21 protein-coding genes are annotated in these 23,670 nt (G+C 64.2%); 11 read left to right on the top strand and 10 right to left on the bottom strand.

Features of this window, described 5'->3' with window-relative positions; all coding sequences use genetic code 11:
• Positions 1-52 precede the first annotated feature (52 nt).
• Complete coding sequence (locus ACFQ3C_RS06520; RefSeq protein ID WP_380789733.1) at positions 53-1,012, top strand: alpha/beta fold hydrolase; 960 nt, start codon at positions 53-55, stop codon at positions 1,010-1,012.
• 4 nt (positions 1,013-1,016) lie between these two features.
• On the opposite strand, the gene coaD is transcribed toward ACFQ3C_RS06520, so the two are convergent.
• The 3 genes from coaD to ACFQ3C_RS06505 all read right to left on the bottom strand — a co-directional run bounded on the left by coaD (position 1,017) and on the right by ACFQ3C_RS06505 (position 3,084).
• Entirely contained in the window at positions 1,017-1,526 is a 510-nt protein-coding gene (gene coaD, locus ACFQ3C_RS06515) for a pantetheine-phosphate adenylyltransferase (protein ID WP_380789732.1), read from the bottom strand.
• Positions 1,527-1,668: 142 nt separating this feature from the next.
• Positions 1,669-2,103, bottom strand: a complete 435-nt coding sequence (locus tag ACFQ3C_RS06510; RefSeq protein WP_380789731.1) for a CBS domain-containing protein — start codon at positions 2,101-2,103, stop codon at positions 1,669-1,671.
• Between the two features lie 90 nt (positions 2,104-2,193).
• Positions 2,194-3,084, bottom strand: coding sequence for a LysR family transcriptional regulator (locus ACFQ3C_RS06505; RefSeq protein WP_380789822.1), 891 nt, complete (start codon positions 3,082-3,084; stop codon positions 2,194-2,196).
• A 111-nt stretch (positions 3,085-3,195) separates the two neighbouring features.
• Here ACFQ3C_RS06505 and ACFQ3C_RS06500 point away from each other — a divergent pair, with 111 nt between their 5' ends.
• The 7 genes from ACFQ3C_RS06500 to ACFQ3C_RS06470 all read left to right on the top strand — a co-directional run bounded on the left by ACFQ3C_RS06500 (position 3,196) and on the right by ACFQ3C_RS06470 (position 9,325).
• A complete protein-coding gene (locus ACFQ3C_RS06500; RefSeq protein ID WP_380789730.1) occupies positions 3,196-4,695 on the top strand; it encodes a CoA-acylating methylmalonate-semialdehyde dehydrogenase in 1,500 nt (499 codons plus the stop codon).
• 186 nt (positions 4,696-4,881) lie between these two features.
• Positions 4,882-6,024: an acyl-CoA dehydrogenase family protein gene (locus tag ACFQ3C_RS06495; protein ID WP_380789729.1), complete on the top strand. Its 1,143-nt coding sequence runs from the start codon at positions 4,882-4,884 to the stop codon at positions 6,022-6,024.
• Complete coding sequence (locus ACFQ3C_RS06490) at positions 6,021-7,052, top strand: enoyl-CoA hydratase/isomerase family protein (RefSeq protein WP_380789728.1); 1,032 nt, start codon at positions 6,021-6,023, stop codon at positions 7,050-7,052. The genes ACFQ3C_RS06495 and ACFQ3C_RS06490 overlap by 4 nt, the downstream gene beginning before the upstream one ends.
• Positions 7,053-7,064: 12 nt before the next feature.
• Complete coding sequence (gene mmsB, locus ACFQ3C_RS06485) at positions 7,065-7,937, top strand: 3-hydroxyisobutyrate dehydrogenase (RefSeq protein ID WP_380789727.1); 873 nt, start codon at positions 7,065-7,067, stop codon at positions 7,935-7,937.
• Positions 7,934-8,587, top strand: a complete 654-nt coding sequence (locus ACFQ3C_RS06480; protein ID WP_380789726.1) for a Crp/Fnr family transcriptional regulator — start codon at positions 7,934-7,936, stop codon at positions 8,585-8,587. The genes mmsB and ACFQ3C_RS06480 overlap by 4 nt, the downstream gene beginning before the upstream one ends.
• Before the next feature lie 67 nt (positions 8,588-8,654).
• Positions 8,655-8,855 carry a YgaP family membrane protein gene (locus ACFQ3C_RS06475; RefSeq protein WP_380789725.1) on the top strand — a complete coding sequence of 67 codons (201 nt, stop codon included), beginning with the start codon at positions 8,655-8,657 and terminating at the stop codon, positions 8,853-8,855.
• A 104-nt stretch (positions 8,856-8,959) separates the two neighbouring features.
• Entirely contained in the window at positions 8,960-9,325 is a 366-nt protein-coding gene (locus ACFQ3C_RS06470; protein ID WP_380789724.1) for an excinuclease ABC subunit A, read from the top strand.
• An 8-nt stretch (positions 9,326-9,333) separates the two neighbouring features.
• Here the strand turns inward: ACFQ3C_RS06470 and ACFQ3C_RS06465 are convergent, their stop codons facing one another.
• Complete coding sequence (locus tag ACFQ3C_RS06465) at positions 9,334-10,239, bottom strand: patatin-like phospholipase family protein (RefSeq protein WP_380789723.1); 906 nt, start codon at positions 10,237-10,239, stop codon at positions 9,334-9,336.
• Between the two features lie 8 nt (positions 10,240-10,247).
• Entirely contained in the window at positions 10,248-13,130 is a 2,883-nt protein-coding gene (uvrA, locus tag ACFQ3C_RS06460) for an excinuclease ABC subunit UvrA (protein WP_380789722.1), read from the bottom strand.
• 276 nt (positions 13,131-13,406) lie between these two features.
• On the opposite strand from uvrA, the gene ACFQ3C_RS06455 reads away from it, so the two are divergent.
• The gene (locus ACFQ3C_RS06455) at positions 13,407-13,763 is read left to right on the top strand and encodes a rhodanese-like domain-containing protein (RefSeq protein ID WP_380789721.1); all 357 of its coding nucleotides are present in this window, start codon (positions 13,407-13,409) and stop codon (positions 13,761-13,763) included.
• A 79-nt stretch (positions 13,764-13,842) separates the two neighbouring features.
• Here the strand turns inward: ACFQ3C_RS06455 and lpdA are convergent, their stop codons facing one another.
• The 5 genes from lpdA to ACFQ3C_RS06430 form a co-directional block, all read right to left on the bottom strand.
• Entirely contained in the window at positions 13,843-15,237 is a 1,395-nt protein-coding gene (lpdA, locus tag ACFQ3C_RS06450) for a dihydrolipoyl dehydrogenase (protein ID WP_380789720.1), read from the bottom strand.
• 147 nt (positions 15,238-15,384) lie between these two features.
• Positions 15,385-15,960: a DUF924 family protein gene (locus ACFQ3C_RS06445; protein WP_380789719.1), complete on the bottom strand. Its 576-nt coding sequence runs from the start codon at positions 15,958-15,960 to the stop codon at positions 15,385-15,387.
• A 118-nt stretch (positions 15,961-16,078) separates the two neighbouring features.
• Positions 16,079-17,344 carry an MFS transporter gene (locus ACFQ3C_RS06440; protein ID WP_380789718.1) on the bottom strand — a complete coding sequence of 422 codons (1,266 nt, stop codon included), beginning with the start codon at positions 17,342-17,344 and terminating at the stop codon, positions 16,079-16,081.
• Between the two features lie 117 nt (positions 17,345-17,461).
• Positions 17,462-18,538 (bottom strand): tRNA preQ1(34) S-adenosylmethionine ribosyltransferase-isomerase QueA, encoded by a 1,077-nt coding sequence (queA, locus tag ACFQ3C_RS06435; protein ID WP_380789717.1) that lies wholly within the window; start codon positions 18,536-18,538, stop codon positions 17,462-17,464.
• Positions 18,539-18,638: 100 nt separating this feature from the next.
• Positions 18,639-21,989 carry a YhdP family protein gene (locus ACFQ3C_RS06430; protein ID WP_380789716.1) on the bottom strand — a complete coding sequence of 1,117 codons (3,351 nt, stop codon included), beginning with the start codon at positions 21,987-21,989 and terminating at the stop codon, positions 18,639-18,641.
• A 248-nt stretch (positions 21,990-22,237) separates the two neighbouring features.
• Here ACFQ3C_RS06430 and ACFQ3C_RS06425 point away from each other — a divergent pair, with 248 nt between their 5' ends.
• On the top strand, positions 22,238-22,699 hold the full coding sequence (locus ACFQ3C_RS06425) for a peroxiredoxin (RefSeq protein WP_380789715.1): 462 nt from the start codon (positions 22,238-22,240) through the stop codon (positions 22,697-22,699).
• A gap of 41 nt (positions 22,700-22,740) precedes the next feature.
• Positions 22,741-23,565: a ferritin-like domain-containing protein gene (locus tag ACFQ3C_RS06420; protein WP_380789714.1), complete on the top strand. Its 825-nt coding sequence runs from the start codon at positions 22,741-22,743 to the stop codon at positions 23,563-23,565.
• Positions 23,566-23,670: the final 105 nt, after the last annotated feature.

Genomic DNA, 23,670 nt, shown 5'->3' with positions numbered 1-23,670 from the left:
GCGATACACGCTTTTTCCTCGGGGTTGACCCGGCACCTGAAAGGCCATGCCCATGATCCAGTTCCTGTTTGCCCTGCTCGTCATCGTGCTGTTGCTGATGGCGGGGCTGGCCTGGTTCACCTGGAACACCAAACGCGGGGCCGAACTGGCGATCCCGCCGCGCGGGCGTTTCATCGACCTGCCCGGCACGCGGCTGCATTACACGGACGAAGGATCGGGGCCGGCCATCGTGATGATCCACGGGCTGGGCGGGCAGATGGGCAATTTCAACATGGCCCTGACGCCTTTGCTGACGGGCGATCACCGGGTCATCGTCATCGACCGCCCCGGCATGGGCTGGTCCAGCCGGGACGAGGATGCGGCCGCCAATCCCCGCGCGCAGGCGGACACTGTGGCCGCGCTGATCGACGCGCTGGGGCTGGAGCGGCCGCTGATTGTCGGGCATTCCCTTGGCGGCGCCATTGCACTGTGCCTGGCGATGGACCACCCCGCGCGCACGCGCGGTCTGGCGCTGCTGGCACCGCTGACGCAACCGCCATCCGGCGCGATCGACGCCTTCGCCGGGCTGAACATCAAGGGGCGGGCCAAGCTGTTCGCGATGTCGTGGCTGCTGGCGATCCCGATGGCGATCCGCACCGCGCCGCAGGTGCTGGATCAGGTGTTCGGGCCCGAGAAGGTGCCGGACAACTATGCGATCCAGGGCGGCGCGCTTCTGGGGCTCAGGCCCGCATCCTTTCGCAGCACGTCACGCGATTATCTGGCGTCCGGGCGCGATCTGCGCTGGATGGCGGGGCAATACGACAGCCTCAAAGTGCCCGTCCGCATCCTTTTCGGGGCCGAGGATCGCATCCTTGAGGCCGAACTGCATGGCCGCGCCCTGGTGGCAGATCATCCCCATATCGGGCTTGAGGTGATCGAAGGCGGGCATATGCTGCCGATCACGCAGGCGGCGGCCTGCGCGCGGTTCATCCGCGAGACCGAGGGCGTGATCGCCGCCGGGGGCCGCAGCTAAGACTTCAGAGAGGGCGCGGTGTCTGGCCCAGCTTGGCCCGCAGCGCGACATTCACGGCGGGGGGCACGAATTTGTGCACGTCACCGCCAAGGCGCGCGATTTCCTTGACCAGCTTGCTGGCAATCGCCTGGTGGCGCGCTTCGGCCATCAGAAAGACAGTCTCGATCGAGCTGTCGAGCGCGCGGTTCATGCCGACCATCTGAAATTCATATTCGAAATCCGCCACGGCGCGCAGGCCGCGCACGATCATCTGCGCGCCCACGTCGCGGGCGCAGTCAATCAGCAGATTCTCGAAAGGATGGGCCACAATCTCGGTTCCCGTCTCAGCGGACAGGGCAACGCATTCGGCCTCGATCATGGCGACGCGTTCCTCGAGGGAGAACATCGGGCCCTTGTCACGGTTGATCGCGACACCGATCACCAGACGATCCACCAGCGTGGCCGAACGGCGGATGATGTCGACATGCCCGTAGGTGATCGGATCGAAGGTGCCGGGGTAAAGTCCGATACGCATGGGCAGGCTCCGTGCTGTGGTCTTCTGGTTATTTCTGGGGGGCACGCAATATTATTGCCAACCGGTTTGCAACCCTAAAAACCATCAATCTCTGCAAGGGCCGCCACAAGGCAGGCCGGCCCCGTGACGCGCCGACCCGCCGTCAATGGCCCATGATCATCCCTTCGAGGGCAGTCTTTTCCATTGCCAGCTCGTCGATACGCGCCTTGACCACGTCACCGATTGTGACGATTCCCACCAGTTCCTTGCCTTCGGTCACGGGCATGTGGCGGAAACGTCCATCGGTCATGCGCGACAGCACATCATCGGCGCTGTCCCCGGTGCCGCAGCACGACGGGTTGCGCGTCATCATGTCCCCGACGGCCTCGGTCAGGCACACGGCGCCGCGCAGGGCCAGGGACCGCACGATATCACGTTCGGAAATGATCCCGTCCACAGAGACACCATCGCGCGACACGACAAGGCCACCAATACGCTTTTCGGCAAGGATCTGCACCGCATCGGACACCAGCGTACCGGGCGTCACCGTGAAAACGGCATGGTTTCCCTTTGATTTCAGGATCTGATGAACGAGCATGGTCTCTCCTCCTCCTCAGGATGGACGTGATCTGTCCAGCGTCCATCAGTGGCGAGAGCCTGTCAAGAAATCACTGCCTTCAAAGTTGCATCAGACCTCGGCCTCGAGGCGGGCGACCTCGCGGCGGATGCCGTCGGCCAGCGCCGTGGCGAAGCGGTTCAGCCGGTCCATCCGGCGGTCATCGGCATGGCGGATCAGGTAGAAGCTGCGCGTCAGGCTGACCTGATCGGTCAACAGCCTGACAAGACCCTTGGCCGAGGGGATGGCGAAATCATGCACGATGCCGACGCCACCGCCCTGGCGAATCCAGTTGAACTGCACCGAGACGGAATTCGACGCCAGCGCCACGCGTTCGACCCCGATCCCGGTCAGGTAGTCCAGTTCCTTGTCGAAGATCATGTCCGGGATATAGCCGACCATCCGATGATCCTTCAGATCGTCAAGGCCAAGGATCGGCGGGTGGCGGCGCAGATAGCGGCGCGATGCGGCCAGGTGCAGGCGGTAATCGGTGATCTTCTGCACGGTCAGGCGACCCGCCGCGGGCGGGCTCACGCCGATGGCCATGTCGGCCTCGCGCTTGGACAGGTTGAAGACACGCGGCAGGGCCACGATCTGCACCTCCAGGTCGGGGTTGTCGGCCATGATCGCGGCACAGACCTGTGGCAGAAGGAAATTGGCGCAGCCGTCCGGCGCGCCGATGCGGATCTGACCCGACAGCGCCCCGGCCTGCCCGGCCAGCTCCTCGACCGCGGCGCCCATCGCCGCCTCGGCCCGTTCGGCATGGGCCAGCAGGCGCTGGCCCGCATCCGTCATGGCATAGCCCTGCGGCGACTTGGCAAAGAGGGGCGTGCCAAGACCTTCTTCAAGCCGGGCGACACGGCGCCCCACGGTGGCCGGATCCACCTTGAGCACGCGGCCTGCCCCGGACAGGCTTTCGGTGCGCGCCACCGCCAGAAAAACCTTCAGATCATCCCACTGCATTTCCATCCGGGACCTCCTTTGCAAAAATGCAAAACCTTTTTGGAAACTTGCCCCTTTCCGGATCAATTTTGCAAGCCTATCCTGCACCCCAGATTCAGGAGGAGTTTTCCAATGCAGGAACTGACCCATTACATCGGTGGCGCCCACGTCAAGGGCACCTCGGGCCGATTTGCCGATGTCTACAACCCCGCCACCGGCGAAGTGCAGGCACGCGTGCCGCTGGCCAATGCCGCAGAGATGGCCTATGCCGTCGAGGTTGCCGCCAAGGCGCAGCCCGCCTGGGCCGCCGTGAACCCGCAGCGCCGCGCACGGGTGATGATGAAATTCGTGGACCTGCTGAACCGCGACATGGACAAGCTGGCCGAAGCGCTGAGCCGCGAGCACGGCAAGACCCTGCCCGATGCCGCCGGCGACGTGCAGCGCGGTCTGGAAGTGGTGGAATATTGCATCGGTGCGCCGCAGCTGCTGAAGGGTGAATTCACCGACAGCGCCGGCCCCGGCATCGACATGTATTCCATGCGCCAGGCGCTGGGTGTGACGGCGGGCATCACGCCCTTCAACTTTCCGGCGATGATCCCGATGTGGATGTTCGCGCCTGCGATTGCCTGCGGGAACGCGTTCATTCTGAAACCGTCGGAGCGTGATCCTTCCGTGCCGCTGATGCTGGCCGAACTGATGGAAGAAGCGGGCCTGCCCAAGGGCATCCTGCAGGTCGTGAACGGCGACAAGGAAGCGGTGGATGCGATTCTTGACCATCCGGTGATCCAGTCGATCGGTTTTGTCGGATCGACCCCGATCGCGGAATATATCTACGGTCGCGGCTGTTCGAACGGCAAGCGCGTGCAGTGCTTCGGCGGCGCCAAGAACCACATGATCATCATGCCCGACGCCGACATGGATCAGGCCGCCGACGCGCTGATCGGCGCGGGCTATGGTGCGGCCGGCGAACGCTGCATGGCGATTTCGGTCGCGGTGCCGGTGGGGGATGAGACCGCCGACCGCCTGGTCGAAAAGCTGGTGCCCCGCATCGAGGCGCTGAAGGTCGGGCCCTACACGGCGGGCAAGGATGTGGATTACGGCCCCGTGGTCACGGCGGCTGCCAAGGCCAATATCCTCAAGCTGGTGGAATCCGGTGTGGCGCAGGGCGCGGAGCTGGTGATCGACGGGCGCGACTTCAACCTGCAGGGCTATGAGGACGGGTTCTTTGTCGGCCCGCATCTGTTCGACCGCGTGACACGCGACATGGACATCTACCGCAAGGAGATTTTCGGACCGGTCCTGTCGGTTGTGCGCGCGCAATCCTATGAGGAAGCGCTGGGTCTGGCGATGGATCATGAGTACGGCAACGGCACCGCGATCTTCACCCGCGACGGTGATGCGGCGCGCGACTTCGCCAACCGTGTCAATGTCGGCATGATCGGCGTCAACGTGCCGATCCCGGTGCCGCTGGCCTATCACACTTTCGGCGGCTGGAAGAAATCGGCCTTTGGCGACCTGAACCAGCACGGGCCGGATGCGTTCAAGTTCTACACGCGCACCAAGACGATCACCTCGCGCTGGCCGTCCGGCATCAAGGATGGCGCGGCCTTCAACTTCAAGCCGATGGATTGATCGGCTGCGCGGCCCCCGGTGCGATCCATCGGGGGCCGTTTTGCTGTATGCGGCCGGGTTCGAGTATTTGAGGAACGATGAAGCGGGGCGCGCTGTCCTGCGGGATGTCGTGTCGCACTTGCAAAACTGCTGCAACAGTTCAGAATTAAACATGCGTTCAATTCGGCCTTCTGAGGAGGAGAGACCATGGATTTCGCACTGAGCGAGGAACAAAGCGCCATCTTCGACATGGCGCGCGCCTTCGGGCAGGAACATATCGCCCCCCATGCGCGGACCTGGGAGGCGGCGGGCACGATCCCCAAGGCGCTGTGGCCGGAAGTGGGCGCGCTGGGGTTCGGCGGGCTTTACGTGTCCGAGGAGTCAGGTGGCGCGGGTCTGAGCCGGCTGGATGCCACGCTGGTCTTCGAGGCGTTGAGCATGGCCTGCCCTTCGGTCGCGGCGTTCCTGTCGATCCACAACATGTGCGCGCGGATGCTGGACAGTTTCGGGTCGGACGATCTGAAGGCGCGCTACATGCCGCAGGTGCTGAGCATGGAGACGGTGCTGTCCTATTGCCTGACCGAACCGGGATCGGGATCGGATGCGGCGGCCCTGAAGACCCGCGCGGCGCGCACCAACGAGGGCTATGTGCTGAACGGGACCAAGGCCTTCATCTCGGGCGGGGGGTATTCCGACGCCTATGTGGTGATGGTGCGTACCGGCGAGGACGGGCCCAAGGGTGTATCCACGGTGATCGTCGAGGACGGTGCCAAGGGCCTGACCTTTGGCGGGCTGGAGGACAAGATGGGGTGGCGTAGCCAACCCACGCGGCAGGTGCAATTCGACGATTGCCTTGTGTCTGCCGACAATCTGGTGGGCGAGGAAGGCAAAGGGTTCACCTATGCGATGAAGGGTCTGGACGGCGGGCGGCTAAACATAGCGGCCTGTTCGCTGGGCGCGGCGCAACAGGCGCTGGACATGACGCTGGCCTATATGGGCGAGCGCAAGGCCTTCGGCAAACCGATCGACCAGTTCCAGGCGCTGCAGTTCCGGCTGGCCGACATGGAGATCGAGTTGCAGGCCGCGCGGACCTTTCTGCGGCAGGCGGCGTGGAAGCTGGACCAGGGCGCGCCGGATGCGACCAAGTTTTGCGCCATGGCCAAGAAATTCGTGACCGAGGCAGGTTCGCGCATCGTGAACCAATGCCTGCAACTGCATGGCGGCTATGGCTATCTGGCCGATTACGGGATCGAGAAACTGGTGCGCGACCTGCGCGTGCACGAGATCCTTGAGGGCACGAACGAGATCATGCGCGTGATCGTGGCGCGCCAGATGCTGGCCGACAGATGAGCGATATCGACATCAGGATCGAGGGGCGCGCGGGGCGGATTACGCTGAACCGGCCTGCGGCGCTGAATGCCGCGACCTATCAGATGGTGCTGGCGGTCGAGGCGGCGCTGGATCAGTGGCGCGACGATGCGGGCGTGGCGCTGGTGGTGCTGGATGCGGCGGGCGAGAAAGCGTTTTGCGCGGGCGGCGACATCGCCGATCTTTACGCCAGGGGCAAGGCCGGGGATTTCGCCTATGGTCGGAAGTTCTGGGCCGATGAATATCGCCTGAATGCGAAACTGGCCGAATACCCCAAACCCATCGTCAGCCTGATGCAGGGCTTTACCATGGGCGGCGGCGTGGGCCTTGGTTGCCATGCCAGCCACCGGGTGGTGGGCGAGACGAGCCGCATCGCCATGCCGGAATGCGGCATCGGGCTGGTGCCGGATGTGGGGGGCTCGCTGCTGCTGGCGCGGGCGCCGGGGCGGCTGGGCGAATACCTTGGGCTGACCGCCGCGCGGATGGAGGCCGGCGATGCGATCCTTGCGGGCTTTGCCGATCATTACGTGCCCCAGGACCGTTGGGCCGGGCTGATTGCCAGGCTGTGTGAAACCGGCGATGCGGGCGCGGTGGCGACAGCCAGCGCAACAGCGCCGCAAGGGTCGCTGAGCGGTGTGCAGGACCAGATCGACAGGCTGTTCGCGGGCGAAACGCTCCTGTCGGTTTTTGCCAGTCTTCAGCGCGATGACGGCCCCTTTGCGGCCGATACGCTGAAGGCGGCGGGGCGCAATTCGCCACTGTCCATGGCCTGCACGCTGGAGATTCTGACCCGCCTGCGCGCTCCCGGCACCACGATCCGCGATGCGCTGGATCTGGAGTATCGCTTTACCGCCCGCGCGATGGAGCATGGCGATTTCCTGGAAGGGATCCGCGCCGCGATCATCGACAAGGACCGCAAGCCGGTCTGGAAACATGCAATCGAAACCTTGCCTGCCACGGCCGTGTCAGAGATGCTGGCACCGCTGGGCAAGGATGCTCTCAGCCTCTGAAAGGACCATGACATGAAGATCGGATTTATCGGGCTTGGCAATATGGGCGCGCCGATGGCGGCCAACCTGGTCAAGGCGGGGCATGAGGTGACGGGTTTTGATACGGCCGGTGTCACGGTTGAGGGTGTCACCACGGCCCTATCCGCCGCCGAGGCCGCCAAAGGGGCCGATGTGGTCATCACCATGCTGCCCAATGGGGCGATCCTGCGCGCTGTCGCCGCCGAGGTGATCCCGGCCATGACCAAGGGCGCGGCACTGGTCGATTGTTCGACCGTCGATGTGGAGAGCGCCCGCGCGGTGGCGGCGGATGCCGAGGCGGCAGGGTTGCTGGCCGTGGATGCGCCCGTGTCGGGTGGTACGGGCGGTGCGACGGCGGGCACGCTGACTTTCATGGCGGGCGGGTCCGAGGCGGCTTTTGCCAAGGCCAAGCCGCTCTTTGACATTATGGGCCAGAAGGCCGTGCATTGCGGCGCGGCCGGTGCGGGACAGGCCGCCAAGATCTGCAACAACATGATCCTGGGCGTGACCATGATCGCCACCTGCGAGGCTTTCGCGCTGGCCGACAAGCTGGGGCTGGACCGGCAGAAGATGTTCGATGTGGTGTCAACCTCGTCCGGTTATAGCTGGTCGATGAACGCCTATTGCCCGGCGCCGGGCGTGGGGCCGCAAAGCCCTGCCGATAATGGCTACAAGCCCGGGTTCGCGGCCGAACTGATGCTGAAGGATCTGCGCCTGTCGCAGCAAGCGGCCGAAAGCGCCGATGCCGACACGCCCATGGGCAAGGCCGCCGCTGACCTCTACGCGCAATTCGTCGAGGCCGAGGGTGGCCGCGGCATGGATTTCAGCGCCATGCTGCCCCGGTTTGAAAAACGCGGCCGCGGTTGAGCTGGCTGGACGCGGCCCCTGCCCTTGCGGGCCTTGATCCGCGTGATCGGTCGCGGCTGGAGGCGTTGCACCCTGTCGACCTGCCGCCCGGCGCGGTGATCTTCCGCCCCGGAGACGCGGCGCAGGGATATGCGGTGGTCCTGTCGGGTCAGGTCGATGTCTCGCTGACAGGGGCGTCGGGGCGCGAGATGCTGCTTTATTCCGTGGCGCCGGGTCAAGCCTGCGTGCAGACGACCTTTGGCCTGTTGTCGGACGCCGCGTATTCGGCCGAGGCCGAGACCGTGCGCGACACGCGGCTTGTCGTGATCCCGCGTGCGTTGTTTCTGGATTTGCTGGACAAATCCGCCCCGTTCAGATCGCTGGTCTTTGGCGCCTTCGCGGACCGGATGGCCGACATGCTGAAACTGGTTGAAACGGTGGCTTTCACCCGCGCGGAATGCCGGCTGGCGGCGCGGCTTCTGGCGTTGTCCGAGGATGGTCCGGTTCAGGCCACGCATAGCGAACTTGCCGCACAGGCGGGCACCGCGCGCGAGGTGGTCAGCCGCAGGCTGGACGCCTGGGCGCGCAAGGGATGGGTCCGCACCGCGCGCGGTCAGGTTGTGGTGATCGACCGTACCGCCCTGTCGGACCTGGCGCATGCGGAGATGTGACTGTGTCACAGACAGGATGGGCGACTCGGGGTAATATCCCCGTCATGACCAACCAATGGAGGACGTCATGACCAAGAATGTCGGCGGCATCGACCGCATCGCCCGGATCGTTCTGGGGCTCGCGCTCCTGATCGGTTACGCCTTCAACTCCGATGGCGCTTATAGCTGGCTGTACCTGCTGGGCATCATCCCGCTGGGAACAGGGCTGATCGGCTGGTGCCCGCCCTATGCGATCCTGGGCATCAACACCTGTTCGGTGAATCGGTAACGCGGCATCTTTGACGGTCTGCGCGGGAAACCGCGCAGCCTGGCGCGGGCAGGTTTGTCTATTCAACCGGACATGACTATTTATCCCGTTAAAGGAGAGCCGTCATGCCCAAACACCTGACCCTGTTTTCAGCAGGCCTTGCCCTGATGCTGCCCGTTGCCGCCATGGCGGAGCAGCCGGGCTTTGTCATTGCATCCGACACCCTGAGCGTCACGACCGTGTCCGCCAAGGGCTGCCCGCCGGGGCTGGCCAAGAAAAACCCGCCCTGCATCCCCCCCGGCCAGGCAAAACAGGCCTATCGGATCGGCGATTCGCTACCCGACGGGTTCATCGTGATACGCACACCGTCGCGATACGGGTTGGACCCGCGCCGCACCTATTACGAACGAAACGGCTATGTCATCCAGGTCGACAGGGAAACCGGCAAGATCCTGAACCTGATCGGCGCAATCGCAGACCTGATGCAATGACCCGAGTCTCAGGCGGTCTTGCACAATGCCTTGATCGCCTGTGACTGATCGGCCACCAAGCGGCGCCCGGCGTCGATCGCCTCGCCGGCGCGGTGCATTTCCAGCAGCGAAATCTTTCCCAGTTCCATATTCAGCGTCAGATGGGGCGGATCCGATGCGGCGCGGGCCTTGCGGACGAATTCGGTCATGATGTCGATCGAAACCGAGACGACCTCGGCATAGTTCGGCGCGGCCGGCTTGGGGGTCTTGCTGGCCTCTTCTTCGCCCAGCATGCCTTGCAGTGGCGACACGATATGCGACAGCATGGTTTTCTGCGACAACTGCTCCCAGAAACTCTCGCCGGTTGGCGGCTGCCGCCAGAGGGCGTTTTCCGGCTTTGCATTCGGATTGACCGCGATGGTCACATCCGCGCCCAGGGCCCGGCATGCCGAGGTTGGAACAGGGTTGGTCAGCCCCCCGTCCAGCAACCATTTGCCGTCGTGCCAATAGGGGCTGAGAATGCCCGGAATTGATACAGATCCGCGCACCGCGTGATGCAAGGAACCCTTTTGCAGCCAGACTTCGCGCCCCGATGTCATGTCGGTGGCCACGACGATCAGCGGATGCTCCAGTTCCTCGAAGGTGTCGGGGACGCCCAGATCGGACAGGACCTGCATCACCACGCTGCCGCGCATCAGCCCGCCCCCGCTAAAGCTGAAATCCATCTTCGCCAAGATATCGGCGCGGGTCTGGCTGCGGGCCCAGCCCTCCATCTCGTCCAGGCAACCGGCGGCCCAGACCGCGCCGATCAGCGCGCCCATCGACGTGCCTGCCACCACATCGGGCCGGATGCCCAGGTCGCGCAGGGCCAGCAGGACACCGACATGCGCCCAGCCGCGTGCCCCACCCGATCCCAGTGCAAGGCCCAACCGCATGCGCGGCCCTACTCGGCCGCGACGCGGGCGCCTGCCAGCATCGGTTTGAGGTAATGGCCGGTGTGGCTGCGCGGTTCCTCGGCCACCTGTTCGGGCGTGCCGGTGGCGACCAGTTCGCCGCCGCCATCGCCGCCTTCGGGGCCGATGTCGATGATCCAGTCGGCGGTTTTCACCACGTCCAGATTATGTTCGATCACCACCACCGTATTGCCCTGATCGACCAGTTCGTGCAGCACTTCCAGCAGCTTGCGTACATCTTCGAAATGCAGCCCCGTGGTCGGTTCATCCAGGATATAGAGCGTGCGCCCCGTGGACCGCCTGGCCAGTTCCTTGGACAGTTTCACGCGCTGCGCCTCGCCACCCGAGAGGGTCGTAGCCTGCTGACCGACCTTGATATAGCCAAGGCCCACGCGCATCAGCGCATCCATCTTTTCGCGGATGGAGGGGACGGCCTGAAAGAAGGTCTGTGCATCTTCCACTGTCATATCAAGCACATCGGCGATGCTTTTGCCCTTGAACTTCACCTCAAGCGTTTCGCGGTTATAGCGCGCGCCCTTGCAGGTTTCGCAGGTCACATAGACATCGGGCAGGAAGTGCATCTCGATCTTGATGACGCCATCGCCCTGGCAGGCCTCGCAGCGTCCGCCCTTGACGTTGAAGCTGAAGCGGCCGGGTTTGTAGCCGCGCGCCTTGGCCTCTGGCAGGCCGGCGAACCAGTCGCGGATCGGGGTGAAGGCGCCGGTGTAGGTCGCCGGGTTACTGCGCGGCGTGCGCCCGATCGGGCGCTGGTCGATGTCGATGACCTTGTCCAGATGCTCCAGCCCCTTGATCGTTTCGCAGGGTGCAGGCGTCTGACGTGCGCCGTTCAGCTTCATCGAGGCTGTCTTGAACAATGTCTCGATGGTCAGGGTGGATTTGCCCCCCCCCGACACGCCCGTCACGCAGACGAATTTCGCCAGCGGAAAATCAACCGTCACATCGCGCAGGTTGTTGCCGCTGGCCTTGACCACGGTGATCTTCTTCTTGTTGCCCTGACGGCGTGTCACGGGCACCTCGATCCGGCGGGCGCCCGACAGATATTGGCCGGTCAGGCTGGCGGGATCGGCGATGATCTGATCCGGCGTGCCATGGGCCACGACCTGACCGCCATGCACACCGGCGCCGGGGCCGATGTCGAAGACATAATCGGCAAGGCGTATCGCCTCTTCGTCATGTTCCACGACGATCACGGTATTGCCCTGATCGCGCAGGTTCTTGAGCGTGCCAAGCAGGCGGTCATTGTCGCGCTGGTGCAGGCCGATGGAGGGCTCGTCGAGCACATAGAGCACGCCCGTCAGGCCGCTGCCGATCTGGCTGGCCAGGCGAATACGCTGGCTTTCCCCGCCTGACAGCGTGCCCGCGTTACGGCTGAGGGTCAGATATTCCAGACCCACGTTGTTGAGAAAGCCCAGACGCTCGCGGATCTCTTTCAGGATGGCGCGGGCGATCTCGTTCTTTTGGGGTGTCAGGTAGTCCGGGACGGTCTGGCACCAGTCAAACGCCTCGCGGATCGACATCTGCACCACTTGCCCAACGTGCCGAAGCTTGTCCGGCGCACCTTTGGCGGGGCCAATGCGTACGGCCAGCGCCTCGGGGCGCAGGCGGAAACCGCCGCAGGCGCCACAGGCGCGGTTGTTCTGGAACCTCTCGAATTCCTCGCGGATCCAGGCGCTATCGGTTTCGCGGTAGCGGCGTTCCATGTTGGGGATCACCCCTTCAAAGACGCGGGACACCTGGTAGACGCGGCCGCCTTCATCGTAGCGGAACGCGATCTCTTCGCCGGCCGAGCCATAGAGGAAGACCTGCTGCACATGTTCCGGCAGTTCCTTCCAGCGCGCGTTCTTGTCGAATTCGTAGTGTTTCGCGATCGCCTCGATCGTCTGGGTGAAATAGGGGCTTTTTCCCTTGCGCCAGGGGGCCAGCGCGCCGTCCACGATCTTGAGATTCTGATCCGGCACGACCAGGCGTTCGTCGAAGAACAGTTCTACCCCCAGACCGTCACAGGCGGGACATGCCCCGAAAGGCGCATTGAAGGAGAAAAGGCGCGGCTCGATCTCGGGGATGGTGAAACCACTGACGGGGCAGGCGAATTTTTCCGAAAACGTCATGCGCTCCGGTTCACCCTCGCTGGGCGCGGTTTCCAGGATGGCGATACCGTCAGCCAGATCGAGTGCGGTGCGGAAACTGTCGGCAAGCCGGGTTTCAAGACCCGGTCGGATCACCAGGCGGTCGACCACCACGTCAATGTCATGGCGGAATTTCTTGTCCAGCGTGGGCGGCTCGTCCAGTTCGTAGAATTGCCCGTCGACCTTGACGCGCTGAAAGCCCTGCTTTCGCAGTTCTAGGAATTCCTTGCGATACTCGCCCTTGCGGTCGCGGATGATCGGGGCCAGCAGATAGGCGCGGGTGTCTTCCGGCATGGCCATGACGCGGTCAACCATGTCCTGCACCTGCTGCGCCTCGATCGGCAGGCCGGTTGCAGGGCTGTAGGGGGTGCCAACGCGGGCGAACAGCAGGCGCATGTAGTCGTAGATTTCCGTGACCGTGCCGACGGTCGAACGCGGGTTCTTCGACGTTGTCTTCTGTTCGATGGAAATCGCCGGGCTCAGGCCGCTGATGTGATCCACATCGGGCTTTTGCATCATGTCCAGAAACTGGCGGGCATAGGCCGACAGGCTTTCGACATAGCGGCGCTGCCCTTCGGCATAGATCGTATCGAAGGCCAGGCTGGATTTGCCCGAGCCCGACAGGCCCGTGATCACCACCAGCTGATCGCGTGGAATGTCCACGTCGATGTTCTTGAGGTTGTGTTCCCGCGCGCCGCGCACTTCGATTTTCTTGAGATCAGCCATATCCGCCCCCGTTCAGCCCTGCATAGATAGAGGAGCCGCGCCGAGTCTCCAATGCAAAGTTAAGAACAAGTCAAGAACATCCGATTTTACCTCTGGGGTCAACCGGGGCTGCGCCCGCATGAACCGCCCGTTTCACAGGCAATTGGCGACAAAGCGCGCATTCGGGCATCTTTTAATATTCCATTTTTAGAATTTATATGGCAGAAAGCCTTGACTGGGATCCACCACCGCCCAGATACCGCGAGAGTGTATTTTCGTGCAGAAAGGACCTGCCAGATGTTCGGTTTCAAACGCCAGACCACACCTGCCCTGCCGATTGCGGACGCGATTGCGCGTGTCGCATCCGGCCAGATGATCCTGATCGACGTACGCGACCATTCCGAGGTGGCGCAGACCGGAAAGGCGCGCGGCGCATTGCATATTCCGCTGATGCGCCTGCCCATGATGGCCGATCCGCGCCATCCCGATTTCGACGCGCGGCTGGCGGGCGGCAAGCCCATCGGGCTTTACTGTGCATCCGGCGCGCGGTCGGGCATGGCCGCGAATATCCTGCAGAAGCTGGGCCATGCCGAGATCCATAACCTGGGCGGTCTGCACCATTGGGCCGCAGCAGGCGGCGCGATCGAACGCTGACGCTGTCACATCTCCGTCTCCACAGCAAAAGGCACCCCGCAGGGTGCCTTTTTCGTTCACCGCAATGCGCTTGGCGCACCTAGAAATGCAGCGCGCGTCCGTAGGCGTCCAGCACGGCCTCGTGCATCATTTCGGACAGGGTCGGATGCGGGAAAACCGTGTTCATCAGGTCTTCCTCGGTGGTTTCCAGCGTGCGGCCGATCACATAGCCCTGGATCAGCTCGGTCACTTCCGCGCCCACCATATGCGCGCCCAGCAATTCGCCGGTCTTGGCGTCGAACACGGTCTTGATCATGCCTTCGGCCTCACCCAGGGCGATGGCCTTGCCGTTTCCGATGAAGGGGAAGCGGCCCACCTTGATGTCATGGCCTGCGGCCTTGGCCTTGGCTTCGGTCAGGCCGACGCTGGCGATCTGCGGATGGCAATAGGTGCAGCCCGCGATGCTTTCGGGCTTTACCGGGTGCGGATGGCCGCCCGCGATCAGTTCGGCCACCATCACGCCTTCATGGCTGGCCTTGTGTGCCAGCCAGGGCGCGCCGGCGATGTCGCCGATGGCATAAAGCCCCTCGACCCCGGTGCGGCAATAGGCGTCCGTCACCACATGCGTGCGGTCGATAGTGACGCCAAGGCCCTCGAGCCCCAGCCCTTCGGTATTGCCAACGATGCCCACGGCGGAAATCACCGTGTCAAAGGTCATTTTCTCGACCTTTCCGCCGGTTTCGATATGGGCGGTCACGCTGCCCTTGGCGCGGTCAAGCTGCTTGACGGTGGATTTCTCGAGGATCTTCATGCCCTGTTTCTGGAAAGCCTTGCGGGCGAAACTCGCGATTTCCTCGTCCTCGACCGGCAGGATGCGGTCCATCACCTCGACCACGGTCGTGTCCGCGCCCAGCGTATTGTAGAAGCTGGCGAATTCGATCCCGATGGCACCCGATCCGATGACCAGCAGCTTTTTCGGCATATGCGGCGGCACCAGCGCGTGACGGTAGGACCAGACCAGATCGCCGTCCGCCTCAAGCCCCGGCAATTCGCGCGCACGCGCGCCCGTGGCCAGCACGATATTGGGGGCGGTCAGATCCTCGGTACCCTTGTCGGTTTTCACGGTGACGCGACCCTTGGCGGGGATCGTCGCCTCGCCCATCACCACGGTGATCTTGTTTTTCTTCATCAGATGCCCGATCCCCGAGGACAGCTGCTTGGCCACCCCGCGCGAGCGTTTGACGACCGCATCCAGATCATAGGTGATATTCTCGGCGCCAAGGCCGAATTCCTTGGCCCGGTGCATCAGGTGGAACACTTCGGAAGATCGCAGCATCGCCTTGGTCGGGATACAGCCCCAGTTCAGGCAGATGCCGCCCAGGTTCTCGCGCTCGACGATCACCACTTTCAGACCCAGCTGCGCCGCGCGTATTGCCGCGACATAGCCCCCCGGCCCTGCGCCGATCACGATCAGATCAAATGCTTTGGCAGACATGCGCCCCTCCGATTCCAAAATTAGTTTGACGTTAAACTAATTTCAGCAGCGCATCAACGCAGCATATCCGCGACAGGTTCACCCCCGCCTCGGGCATGGATACGGGCACGGGCAAGGGCAAGGGCACGGGCCGCCGCTTCGCACAGGTCAGCCCGCCTGCAACTGCCGGACAGTCTGACCATAGCCGCCCTGATCGACATAGTCGCGTTCGGGTGCTGTCGAAGGCCGCTCCAGCGCAGCATTGCGATAGGGAAAGCGGCCGAACAGGCGGATCACTTCGCGGTGGGCCTTGGCGTGCAGCAGGTTCGATGCACCGGCCTCTGGCATCCGTTCATGCATCAGACGCACGCAGCGTTCCTGATCGCAGAGATTTTCGGAATGCATCAGGGGCAGGTAAAAGAACTGGCGTGCCGGTTCCGCGATCCGCAGATCCCATTTATGGTCGATGGCATTCTTGGCCGCCGCCAGCGCACTGCCATCCGTCTCGAACGCGCGGGCCGAACCGCGGAACATGTTGCGCGGAAACTGATCGGTCAGGATGATATAGGCCAGCGCCCCGGCAGGATAGGTCAGCCACAGGCCATAGGCGCCTTCCGTGGCCTCTTCCCAGGCGCCAAGAAACCTGTCGCGGATAAGCTGATCCAGCGCGTCGTCGGTGGCGTACCAGTCTGCCGGCGTCAGTTCATCCAGCCAGAACGACAGTACCTCGTCCGCACTTACCATCAGGATCCTCCTCACCGTCGGCCCATTGCCCGGTTCATGAAAAGGTTACAGAAGCTTCAACCGATATGCCCAGTAAATAATTACGACAGTTTCGACATAAAATCTGATGGTTGCGGTATCAGGCCGATTTGTCGCGCTCCTGCTCGGCATCGGCGGTGCTGATTGCATATTCCCGCGCCACATCCAGCGCGACCGAGGTCGCTGTCGGCGAAATCGGGGTATAGGTCGCGGTTTCCGAAACGGCCGGCGCGCGGCGCTGGGTCATGCGGTACGCCGCATAAAGCGCAAGCGAGATCAGCAGCACCGCGATCACGAGGAAATAGCCGGGCGACCCGAAAACCCCCATCATCCAGCCGGTGACCAGCGGGCCGGCGATTGCGCCCAGCCCGTTGATGAACAGCAGACCGCCTGACGCGGCGGCCATGTCATCGCGATCCAGGAAGTCGTTGGTATAGGCGATCAGCAGCGAATAGAGCGGGTTGCTGGTGCCACCGACAAGAAAGGCCGCCGCCAGCAGCAGCACAAAGGATGTTCCCGCCACCATGCCCAGCAGCGCCCCTGCCCCGCCCAGTGCCGCCGCCAGCAGGATCAGCATCCGCCGGTCCATGCGGTCCGACAGCCAGCCCAGCGGGAATTGCAGCACCGTGGCCCCCAGGTAGAAGGCCGTGACGAACATCGAAATCTCGGGGATGCTCAACCCCGTCTGCGCGCCATAGACAGCCGCCATGCCGAATTGCGCGGCAAAGACCCCGCCCAGCAGGAACATGCCCATGCAGCCCAGGGGCGAGACGTTGAACAATTGGCGCAGGGTCATCGGCTTTGTCGTGTCAAAGGCCGGCGTGGGCGTGACAGACAGAAGGATGGGCGCGAAGGCGATCGACACCAGAACGGAGGGGATCACGAACAGGATGAAACCGCCGGGATCGGCCACCAGCAGCAGGCCCTGCGCGATCATGATGCCGCCGACCTGCACCAGCATGTACATCGACAGCGCCTGGCCGCGGGTCTCGTTGGTGGCGGCGTTGTTCAGCCAGCTTTCGGCGGTCACATAGACCCCGCAGAAACAAAAGCCGATGACCACCCGGCAGGCCATCCAGACCCAGGGATTGGGCCAGCTGGGATAAAGTATCAGCATGGCCGAGATCAACGAGGCAAGCGCCGCGAAGACCCTGACGTGACCGACACGGCGGATCATTTCCGGCGCCAGTTTCGAGCCGCCCAGAAAGCCCACGAAATAGGCTGACATCACCATGGACATCTCGAAGGTCGAGAAGCCCTCGATCTCGCCGCGCACGCCCAGCAACGTGCCCTGCAGCCCGTTGCCGATCATCAGAAGCAACAGCCCCAGAAGAAGCGCCCATGCACTGGACAGGAATTTCAGCATCGGGTCGTCCTTCTTGGCAGCGTCGCAACTCGTGCCACGGGAATGTAACAGCACGCTAACGGGGGGTGTCCGCACGTGTCATGACCAAAAGCGACTCGTTGCCGTCGCGAAGCGCGTTCAGGGGGCCTGCCTGCCATCCTTGTGCGGCGGGATCAACAGCGATGCGTCACCATAGGAAAAGAACCTGTAACGTTCCGCAACGGCATGGGCATAGATCCGCCGGATCCTGTCCTGCCCCATCAAGGCCGAGACCAGCATCATCAGCGTGGATTTCGGCAGGTGGAAATTGGTCATCAGCGCGTCGGTCACGTGGAAGGTGAAGCCGGGATAGATGAAGATGTCGGTATCGCCCGAGAAGGGCGCGATATGGCCGGTCGCGCGGGCGGCGGTTTCGATCAGGCGCAGGGCCGTCGTGCCCACGGGGATGATCCTTCCGCCTGCGGCCCTGGTTGCCGCGATCTCGGCGGCGGCGGCCGGGCTGACCTCACCCCATTCGGCATGCATCCGGTGGGTGGTCACGTCATCGACCTTGACCGGCAGGAAGGTGCCCGCCCCTACATGCAGGGTGACATGGGTGAACTGCACGCCCATCGCGGCCAGCGTCGCCAGCAGCTCTTCGTCGAAATGCAAAGAGGCGGTCGGCGCGGCGACGGCACCTGCGCGCCTGGCCCAGACGGTCTGGTAATCTTCCTTGTCCTTGTCATCGGCCGGGCGACGCGCCGCGATATAGGGCGGAAGCGGCATCGCCCCGGCCTGCGCCAGGGCTGCATCGAAATCCGTGCCGGTCAGGTTGAAGGACAGGATCGCCTGCCCGTCCTCACGCGCTTCAAGCATGGCGGACAGATCATCGGAAAAGACGATCCTTTCGCCTTCGCGGAGCTTTTTCAACGGCTTGATCAGCGCAGACCAAAGCCCGCCGGCGCGTGGCTCCAGCAGCGTGACCTCGATCCGGGCGGCGGTATCGCCCGCCTCGCCATGGCGATGGCGCAGACCGGACAGCCGCGCGGGGATCACCCGCGTATCGTTCAGGATCAACCTGTCGCCAGGGCGCAGCCATGCCGTCAGGTCGCGCACATGGGCATCGTGGAAAGCGTCGCCATCGGCCACCAGCAGCCGCGCGGCACTGCGCGGCCGGACCGGGCGAGTGGCGATCAGATCATCGGGAAGGTCGAAATCGAAATCGGACAGCTGCATGGGTGGTCTCTTGCTGGAACGTGGCGCGGCGAAGGTCTGGGGCGCAGATAGCCATAGTGCCCGGAACCTGCAACCGTGCAGGCACGATCAGGGGCTGTCATCAGGGGCTCTCGTTCGGGGAGGGACGGCGAAACACCTCGCGCAGGAAGCCGGGGGCCAGCGCCGACAAAGGGTTCAACTGGACCTGCGGGGCATCGGGCGCGCCGCGCAGACGGTAGGTGAAGCCGATCAGCCCCTCGCCCTTGCGGGTCAGCAGCGATCCGATGCCGTTGATCATGTAGACCGGGGAAAACACGCCCTGAAAATCCATCTGCCTGGCGGCGACATCATAGACCCCATCCATCGAGACACCAAGCGACGCGCCCACGGCCGAGCCCGCGCGCAGGATGATCCGCTCTGGTGTCAGCAGGAAATCCGCCTCGACCTCGGAAAAATGCAGGCCCGATCCGTTCATCTGTTCCAGCAGGCCCACCACGCTCACGGCATTGATCAGGGCGGCCATGGCCGGGGCGTCGCGCAGGCGCAGGTTGTTGACCCGCAGCGTGCCATCGTAGCTGCCCGGCGCGGTGGCCGGGCGCAAGGTCATGTCGAGCGTGCCGTCACGGGCCTGCCGCAACAGACCAGCTGCCGCGATCACGCGACCTGCCGTTTCGGACTGGATCCGGACGGCGCTGCGCCCATTCATCGGCACCACGCGCCCGATCACGTCGGCCTCGCCATTCACGCTGCCCCTGAAATTGCCGTCCAGCCCGCCCGTGGTGGTGAAATCACCGCGAAAGCCTGTCAGTGCGATGGTGTCGGTGATCACCAGCCGGTCCAGCGCCACGCGCAGCGGCCCGCCTGATTGGGCCCCGCCTGATTGCCCCCCGCCGGAACCGGACCCGGCCAGGGTGCTGCGCCGCAAGTCGGCGGTGCCACCCGTCACGGCGATCTCGGGCACGCGGCCCGGCCCGCGCCCGGTCAGGGTTACCGGCGCATCCAGCCAGTCCCCGGCGCGGACCCGGTCCAGCCGCGCGGTGGCAAGCTGTCCCTGCGGTGTCAGGTCCAGCGATCCGGTCAGGTTCAGTCCGGGCGCCTCCAGCACGATCCCATCCACCGCGACCGGGGTGCCAAGGCTGCCGCGCACCTCAAGCTTGCCACGGCTGGCGCGCGGCAGGCTCCAGCCCAGAGGGGGTACGGACAGGCCCAGACCGGCCAGATCCGAAGTCAGGTTGAACCGTGGCGCGCGATCGCGCGCCAGGTCCAGGACGATCTGCCCCTGGGCCGCGCCGCTGAAGGTTCCGGGCGGCAGGTCCAGCCTGAATTCATCCGCAAAGGCTTGCGACAGGGTCACCGCGCCCCTGACCTGGCTTTCACCGCGCGTATTGTCGCGCAGCGTCGTGCTCCATGTGGCGTCAAAGGGCACCTGGCCCAAAAGCCCCTGCCCCGCGATGCTCAGGCTTGTGGTATCGGCCTTCACCTCAAGCGTTTCGGCGCGCAGAACCCGGCCAGGCATGATCCCGGTGCTTTGCACATCGCGCAGCCGGGCCGTGACGGCAAAGCGCAGGTCGGAGGGCGCCATCGGGCGGATCAGCGGCATGTCGATCAGGGCGGTCACCTCGGCCTGACCATCGGCAATATCGACAGGCCGGCCCGCCCTTTCGATCAGGCGCAGGTTGGGGCTGTCCAGCATCGACAGGGCCGCCGTGATGCTGCCCTGGCCGACCAGTCGCACCTGGGCCCTTGCGGGCTGCTGGCCCACGTCGGGGATGATGAAACTGGTGCCCGCCATATCCAGCACGCCGCCTTTGGGCGGGGTCACCCGGCCACGGGTCGCACTGACCACGAAGCGGCGCCCGGTCAGGCTGGCCTGTCCGGCGGCATCGGTCAGCAGGGGCATGTCGGGGGCATAGGTCAGGTTGGTCCCGTCGAACCCGAAACCGAGGTGCAGCTTGTCCTCGCCACCCGGATTTCGCCGCCAGCCCAGCTGGATGTCATGCAGCCTGGCGCTGTGCAGGTTTGCGGCAATCCAGCTGCGGGTATTCGGCACCAGGCGTTCCGGCCAGAGTTCCAGCACACGCTGCGGCAGGACGGCATCCATGTTGCCGTTGACCGCCACTTTCCAGCCATCGGCGCTGATCCCGACCTGGCCGTCCAGCTGTAGCCGCTGGCCCTGATCGAACAGCGTCAATTGTCCCAGGGACAGCCGGAAAGGGTCCAGGTCCAGACGCAGGTCCAGCAGCGCCTCTTCCAGTTTCACGGGCGTTTCATAAAGATCCGCGGGGTCGGCAATGATGTCGAGGATCCGGAACTGCCCCAGCAGGCTTGCGGGCCAGCCATCCTTGAGCGTGGCGATGCTCGCACGCCCCTCGGCGCGGGCAGTGATCCATTTGCTGCGTACCGACAGGTCATCGAAGGCCAGCTGTCCGGTTTCCGGCGTGAATGTCATGTAGGCGCGCGCGGCATCGAAGGGGATCGGTGCGGCCTGGTCGCTGGGTTGCACGACGCCCTGACCGATCTGGAGGGCCACGCTGAGCGGCCCGGGCGTGCCCGTCTCGTCCACCGAGACCCGCATTGCGCCCGAAATCGGCGCGCGCAACACGCCAAGCCAGGCCAGCGCGCTGGACTGGCCTGCCAGATCGACTGCGGTGATGTCTTCGAAGCTCAGACCGATCTGCGCCGCCGGTGTGCCGATACGGCCGGTATAGTTCATGCTGAGCGATGTGGCATAGTCATAGCCCGACAGCAGCGCCACATCTCCGCGCAGCCGCAGGTCATCGCCATCGCGGCGCAGTTCCAGCCGGCCGCCATCCACCTGCCAGGCACGCCCGGTGCGCGCATCCTCGTAGCGCAGGCCCAGATTGTCGGCGTCGATCACCCGCAGACCGGCAAAGCGCGGCTGTGTCAGCAGGTTGTCCAGCCCTTCGATCAGCGCGGCGGGGTTGGGGGCGCGTTCCACCGGGGGCAGCGCATCACCAAAGGCCAGATCAAAAGTGCCATCGGCCATGCGCCGCAATGTCATCCTGAGCCCGGACAGGGTCACGCGCCCCGGCTGCAACTGCCCGCGCAGCAGCGCCTCGCCGGAGACGCCCGCCTCGATCTCGCCCAGGGTCACGATGGGCAGCCCGTCGGCCGCGGTCAGCGACACGTCCCGCAGCCTGAACCGGGGCGTCCAGTCGTCATCGACGACCATCTGAAGCTCGGAAAACCCCAGGGTCAGGCCCGGCAGGGCTACGGCGGCGCGCGCTTCTATCCTGTCACGCAGCCAGTCCGGCGCGACGATCGGGCGGCTGACCACCCAGGACAGCGCCACGCCCGCAAGACCTGCCAGCAAGGCCAGAACCATCACCGTACGCAGGGCCGACATCATGATGGAGGATGCAAGACCGCGCCCGGCGCGGCGCGCCGGTTTTCCACCTTGATCGTCCGGCGTGACTGCGCCTTCCGCGATGTCCTGTTCCTGGGATGCCATACCGTTCCGGTCTGCCTGTTTGCCTGCGCGTCTTGTCCGGACACACCTGTCCGTGTTTTGTGGCCCAGCCGCAAGCTGCGGCCGAACCTTGCCCTTTTCCCCCGGTCTTCACATGCCTGCCGGGCCCTGGCCTTGGCCGCCCGCTGCATTTGTGGTGAAACTTCCGTTCACTTGCCTTTATTGTCGCCTGTCACATCCTAATTTGAAACTCACAAATTCACCAATGACGCTCACGAGAGGACGCACATATGCTCGCACCGCAGGATCAAGCCCCCGATTTCACCCTTCCCCGTGACGGCGGCGGCACTGTCACATTGTCGGCCCTGCGCCCGGCCCCGGTTGTCCTGTTTTTCTATCCGCGCGACGATACACCGGGCTGCACGACAGAAAACAAGGCCTTTTCCGAACTGCTGGACCAGTTCACCGGCGCCGGCGTCCAGGTCTTCGGCATTTCCAAGGAAGACATCGCCACCCATGACAAGTTTCGTGACAAGCACGGTTTGCGCGCGCCGCTGCTGTCGGATGCCGAAAGCTCGGTCTGCGAAGATTACGGTGTCTGGAAGGAAAAATCCATGTATGGCAAAAAGTTCTTCGGAATTGAGCGCAGCACGTTCCTGATCGATGGCGAGGGCCGTATCGCCAAGGTCTGGGCCAAGGTCAAGGTGCCCGGCCATGCCGAGGAGGTGCTTGCGGCGGCCAAGGCGCTGTAAGGCGCGCGGTACGGGACCGGTTGGGGAAAGGACGGGCGCGGATGAACGGCAAGACATTGGCCCAGATGGCGGTCGAGGTTCTGACAACTGCGGACGGGCGCGCGAAAACCGCCCTGTCCCATGCCCATGCCGCCACCTGGCGCGCGGCGCGCGCGGCCGGCACACCGCTTCAGATCGGGCGGGCCAACCCGCCCGATCATCCCGCACGCCCCGTCACGCCCGCGCTGCTGGACCCGCGCGATGTACCCCGCCGCCGCCCCGGCAGCCCGCAGGGCCGCATCGCCATGCTGCATGCGGTGGCCCATATCGAACTGAACGCCGTTGATCTGCACTGGGACATCATCGCCCGCTTCACGGATATCCCGATGCCGCTGGGGTTCTATGATGACTGGGTCAAGGCCGCAGATGAAGAATCGAAGCATTTCAATCTGATATGCGACTGCCTTGAAGCACAGGGCAGCCATTATGGCGCCTTGGCCGCCCATGCGGGGATGTGGCGGGCGGCATCCGACACGGCCGGCGACATCATGGGCCGCCTGGCTGTCGTGCCGATGGTGCTCGAGGCGCGCGGACTGGATGTGACACCCGGCATGATCGCGCATTTCGACAAGGCGGGCGACAACCGCACGGTCGATGCGCTGAACGTGATCTATGCCGAGGAAGTCAGCCATGTGGCCTATGGGTCGAAGTGGTTTCACTTTCTGTGCGGGCGCCACGACCTGGACCCGAAGGACGTGTTTCATGACCTTGTCCGGCGCTATTTCCACGGGTTCCTGAAGCCGCCTTTCAACGAGGAAAAGCGGGCCGAGGCGGGCCTTCCGCCCGATTTCTACTGGCCCCTGACCGAGGACGCCGCAGCAAGCTGATCACAAGTCGGCGGGTTTTTGCCCATTTTCAGGCATTTGCCCATCTCGTCCGCATTCTTGCCGCAAACGTCTTGCCCCAGCGGTCTGGTCTGTTTACCACCTCCA

The sequence above is a fragment of the Seohaeicola saemankumensis genome (assembly GCF_042678485.1).
Taxonomy (GTDB): Bacteria; Pseudomonadota; Alphaproteobacteria; order Rhodobacterales; family Rhodobacteraceae; genus Seohaeicola; species Seohaeicola saemankumensis.
Note: the sequence above shows the minus strand (reverse complement) of the source record. Positions and strands in the feature narration are given on the sequence as shown.

What these genes read in the sequence shown, in the direction of transcription:
- ACFQ3C_RS06520 (WP_380789733.1), top strand. Translation starts at nt 53, where the DNA reads ATGATCCAGTTCCTGTTTGCCCTGCTCGTCATCGTGCTGTTGCTGATG.
- coaD (WP_380789732.1), bottom strand. Translation starts at nt 1,526, where the DNA reads ATGCGTATCGGACTTTACCCCGGCACCTTCGATCCGATCACCTACGGG.
- ACFQ3C_RS06510 (WP_380789731.1), bottom strand. Translation starts at nt 2,103, where the DNA reads ATGCTCGTTCATCAGATCCTGAAATCAAAGGGAAACCATGCCGTTTTC.
- ACFQ3C_RS06505 (WP_380789822.1), bottom strand. Translation starts at nt 3,084, where the DNA reads ATGCAGTGGGATGATCTGAAGGTTTTTCTGGCGGTGGCGCGCACCGAA.
- ACFQ3C_RS06500 (WP_380789730.1), top strand. Translation starts at nt 3,196, where the DNA reads ATGCAGGAACTGACCCATTACATCGGTGGCGCCCACGTCAAGGGCACC.
- ACFQ3C_RS06495 (WP_380789729.1), top strand. Translation starts at nt 4,882, where the DNA reads ATGGATTTCGCACTGAGCGAGGAACAAAGCGCCATCTTCGACATGGCG.
- ACFQ3C_RS06490 (WP_380789728.1), top strand. Translation starts at nt 6,021, where the DNA reads ATGAGCGATATCGACATCAGGATCGAGGGGCGCGCGGGGCGGATTACG.
- mmsB (WP_380789727.1), top strand. Translation starts at nt 7,065, where the DNA reads ATGAAGATCGGATTTATCGGGCTTGGCAATATGGGCGCGCCGATGGCG.
- ACFQ3C_RS06475 (WP_380789725.1), top strand. Translation starts at nt 8,655, where the DNA reads ATGACCAAGAATGTCGGCGGCATCGACCGCATCGCCCGGATCGTTCTG.
- ACFQ3C_RS06470 (WP_380789724.1), top strand. Translation starts at nt 8,960, where the DNA reads ATGCCCAAACACCTGACCCTGTTTTCAGCAGGCCTTGCCCTGATGCTG.
- ACFQ3C_RS06465 (WP_380789723.1), bottom strand. Translation starts at nt 10,239, where the DNA reads ATGCGGTTGGGCCTTGCACTGGGATCGGGTGGGGCACGCGGCTGGGCG.
- uvrA (WP_380789722.1), bottom strand. Translation starts at nt 13,130, where the DNA reads ATGGCTGATCTCAAGAAAATCGAAGTGCGCGGCGCGCGGGAACACAAC.
- ACFQ3C_RS06455 (WP_380789721.1), top strand. Translation starts at nt 13,407, where the DNA reads ATGTTCGGTTTCAAACGCCAGACCACACCTGCCCTGCCGATTGCGGAC.
- lpdA (WP_380789720.1), bottom strand. Translation starts at nt 15,237, where the DNA reads ATGTCTGCCAAAGCATTTGATCTGATCGTGATCGGCGCAGGGCCGGGG.
- ACFQ3C_RS06445 (WP_380789719.1), bottom strand. Translation starts at nt 15,960, where the DNA reads ATGGTAAGTGCGGACGAGGTACTGTCGTTCTGGCTGGATGAACTGACG.
- ACFQ3C_RS06440 (WP_380789718.1), bottom strand. Translation starts at nt 17,344, where the DNA reads ATGCTGAAATTCCTGTCCAGTGCATGGGCGCTTCTTCTGGGGCTGTTG.
- queA (WP_380789717.1), bottom strand. Translation starts at nt 18,538, where the DNA reads ATGCAGCTGTCCGATTTCGATTTCGACCTTCCCGATGATCTGATCGCC.
- ACFQ3C_RS06430 (WP_380789716.1), bottom strand. Translation starts at nt 21,989, where the DNA reads ATGGCATCCCAGGAACAGGACATCGCGGAAGGCGCAGTCACGCCGGAC.
- ACFQ3C_RS06425 (WP_380789715.1), top strand. Translation starts at nt 22,238, where the DNA reads ATGCTCGCACCGCAGGATCAAGCCCCCGATTTCACCCTTCCCCGTGAC.
- ACFQ3C_RS06420 (WP_380789714.1), top strand. Translation starts at nt 22,741, where the DNA reads ATGAACGGCAAGACATTGGCCCAGATGGCGGTCGAGGTTCTGACAACT.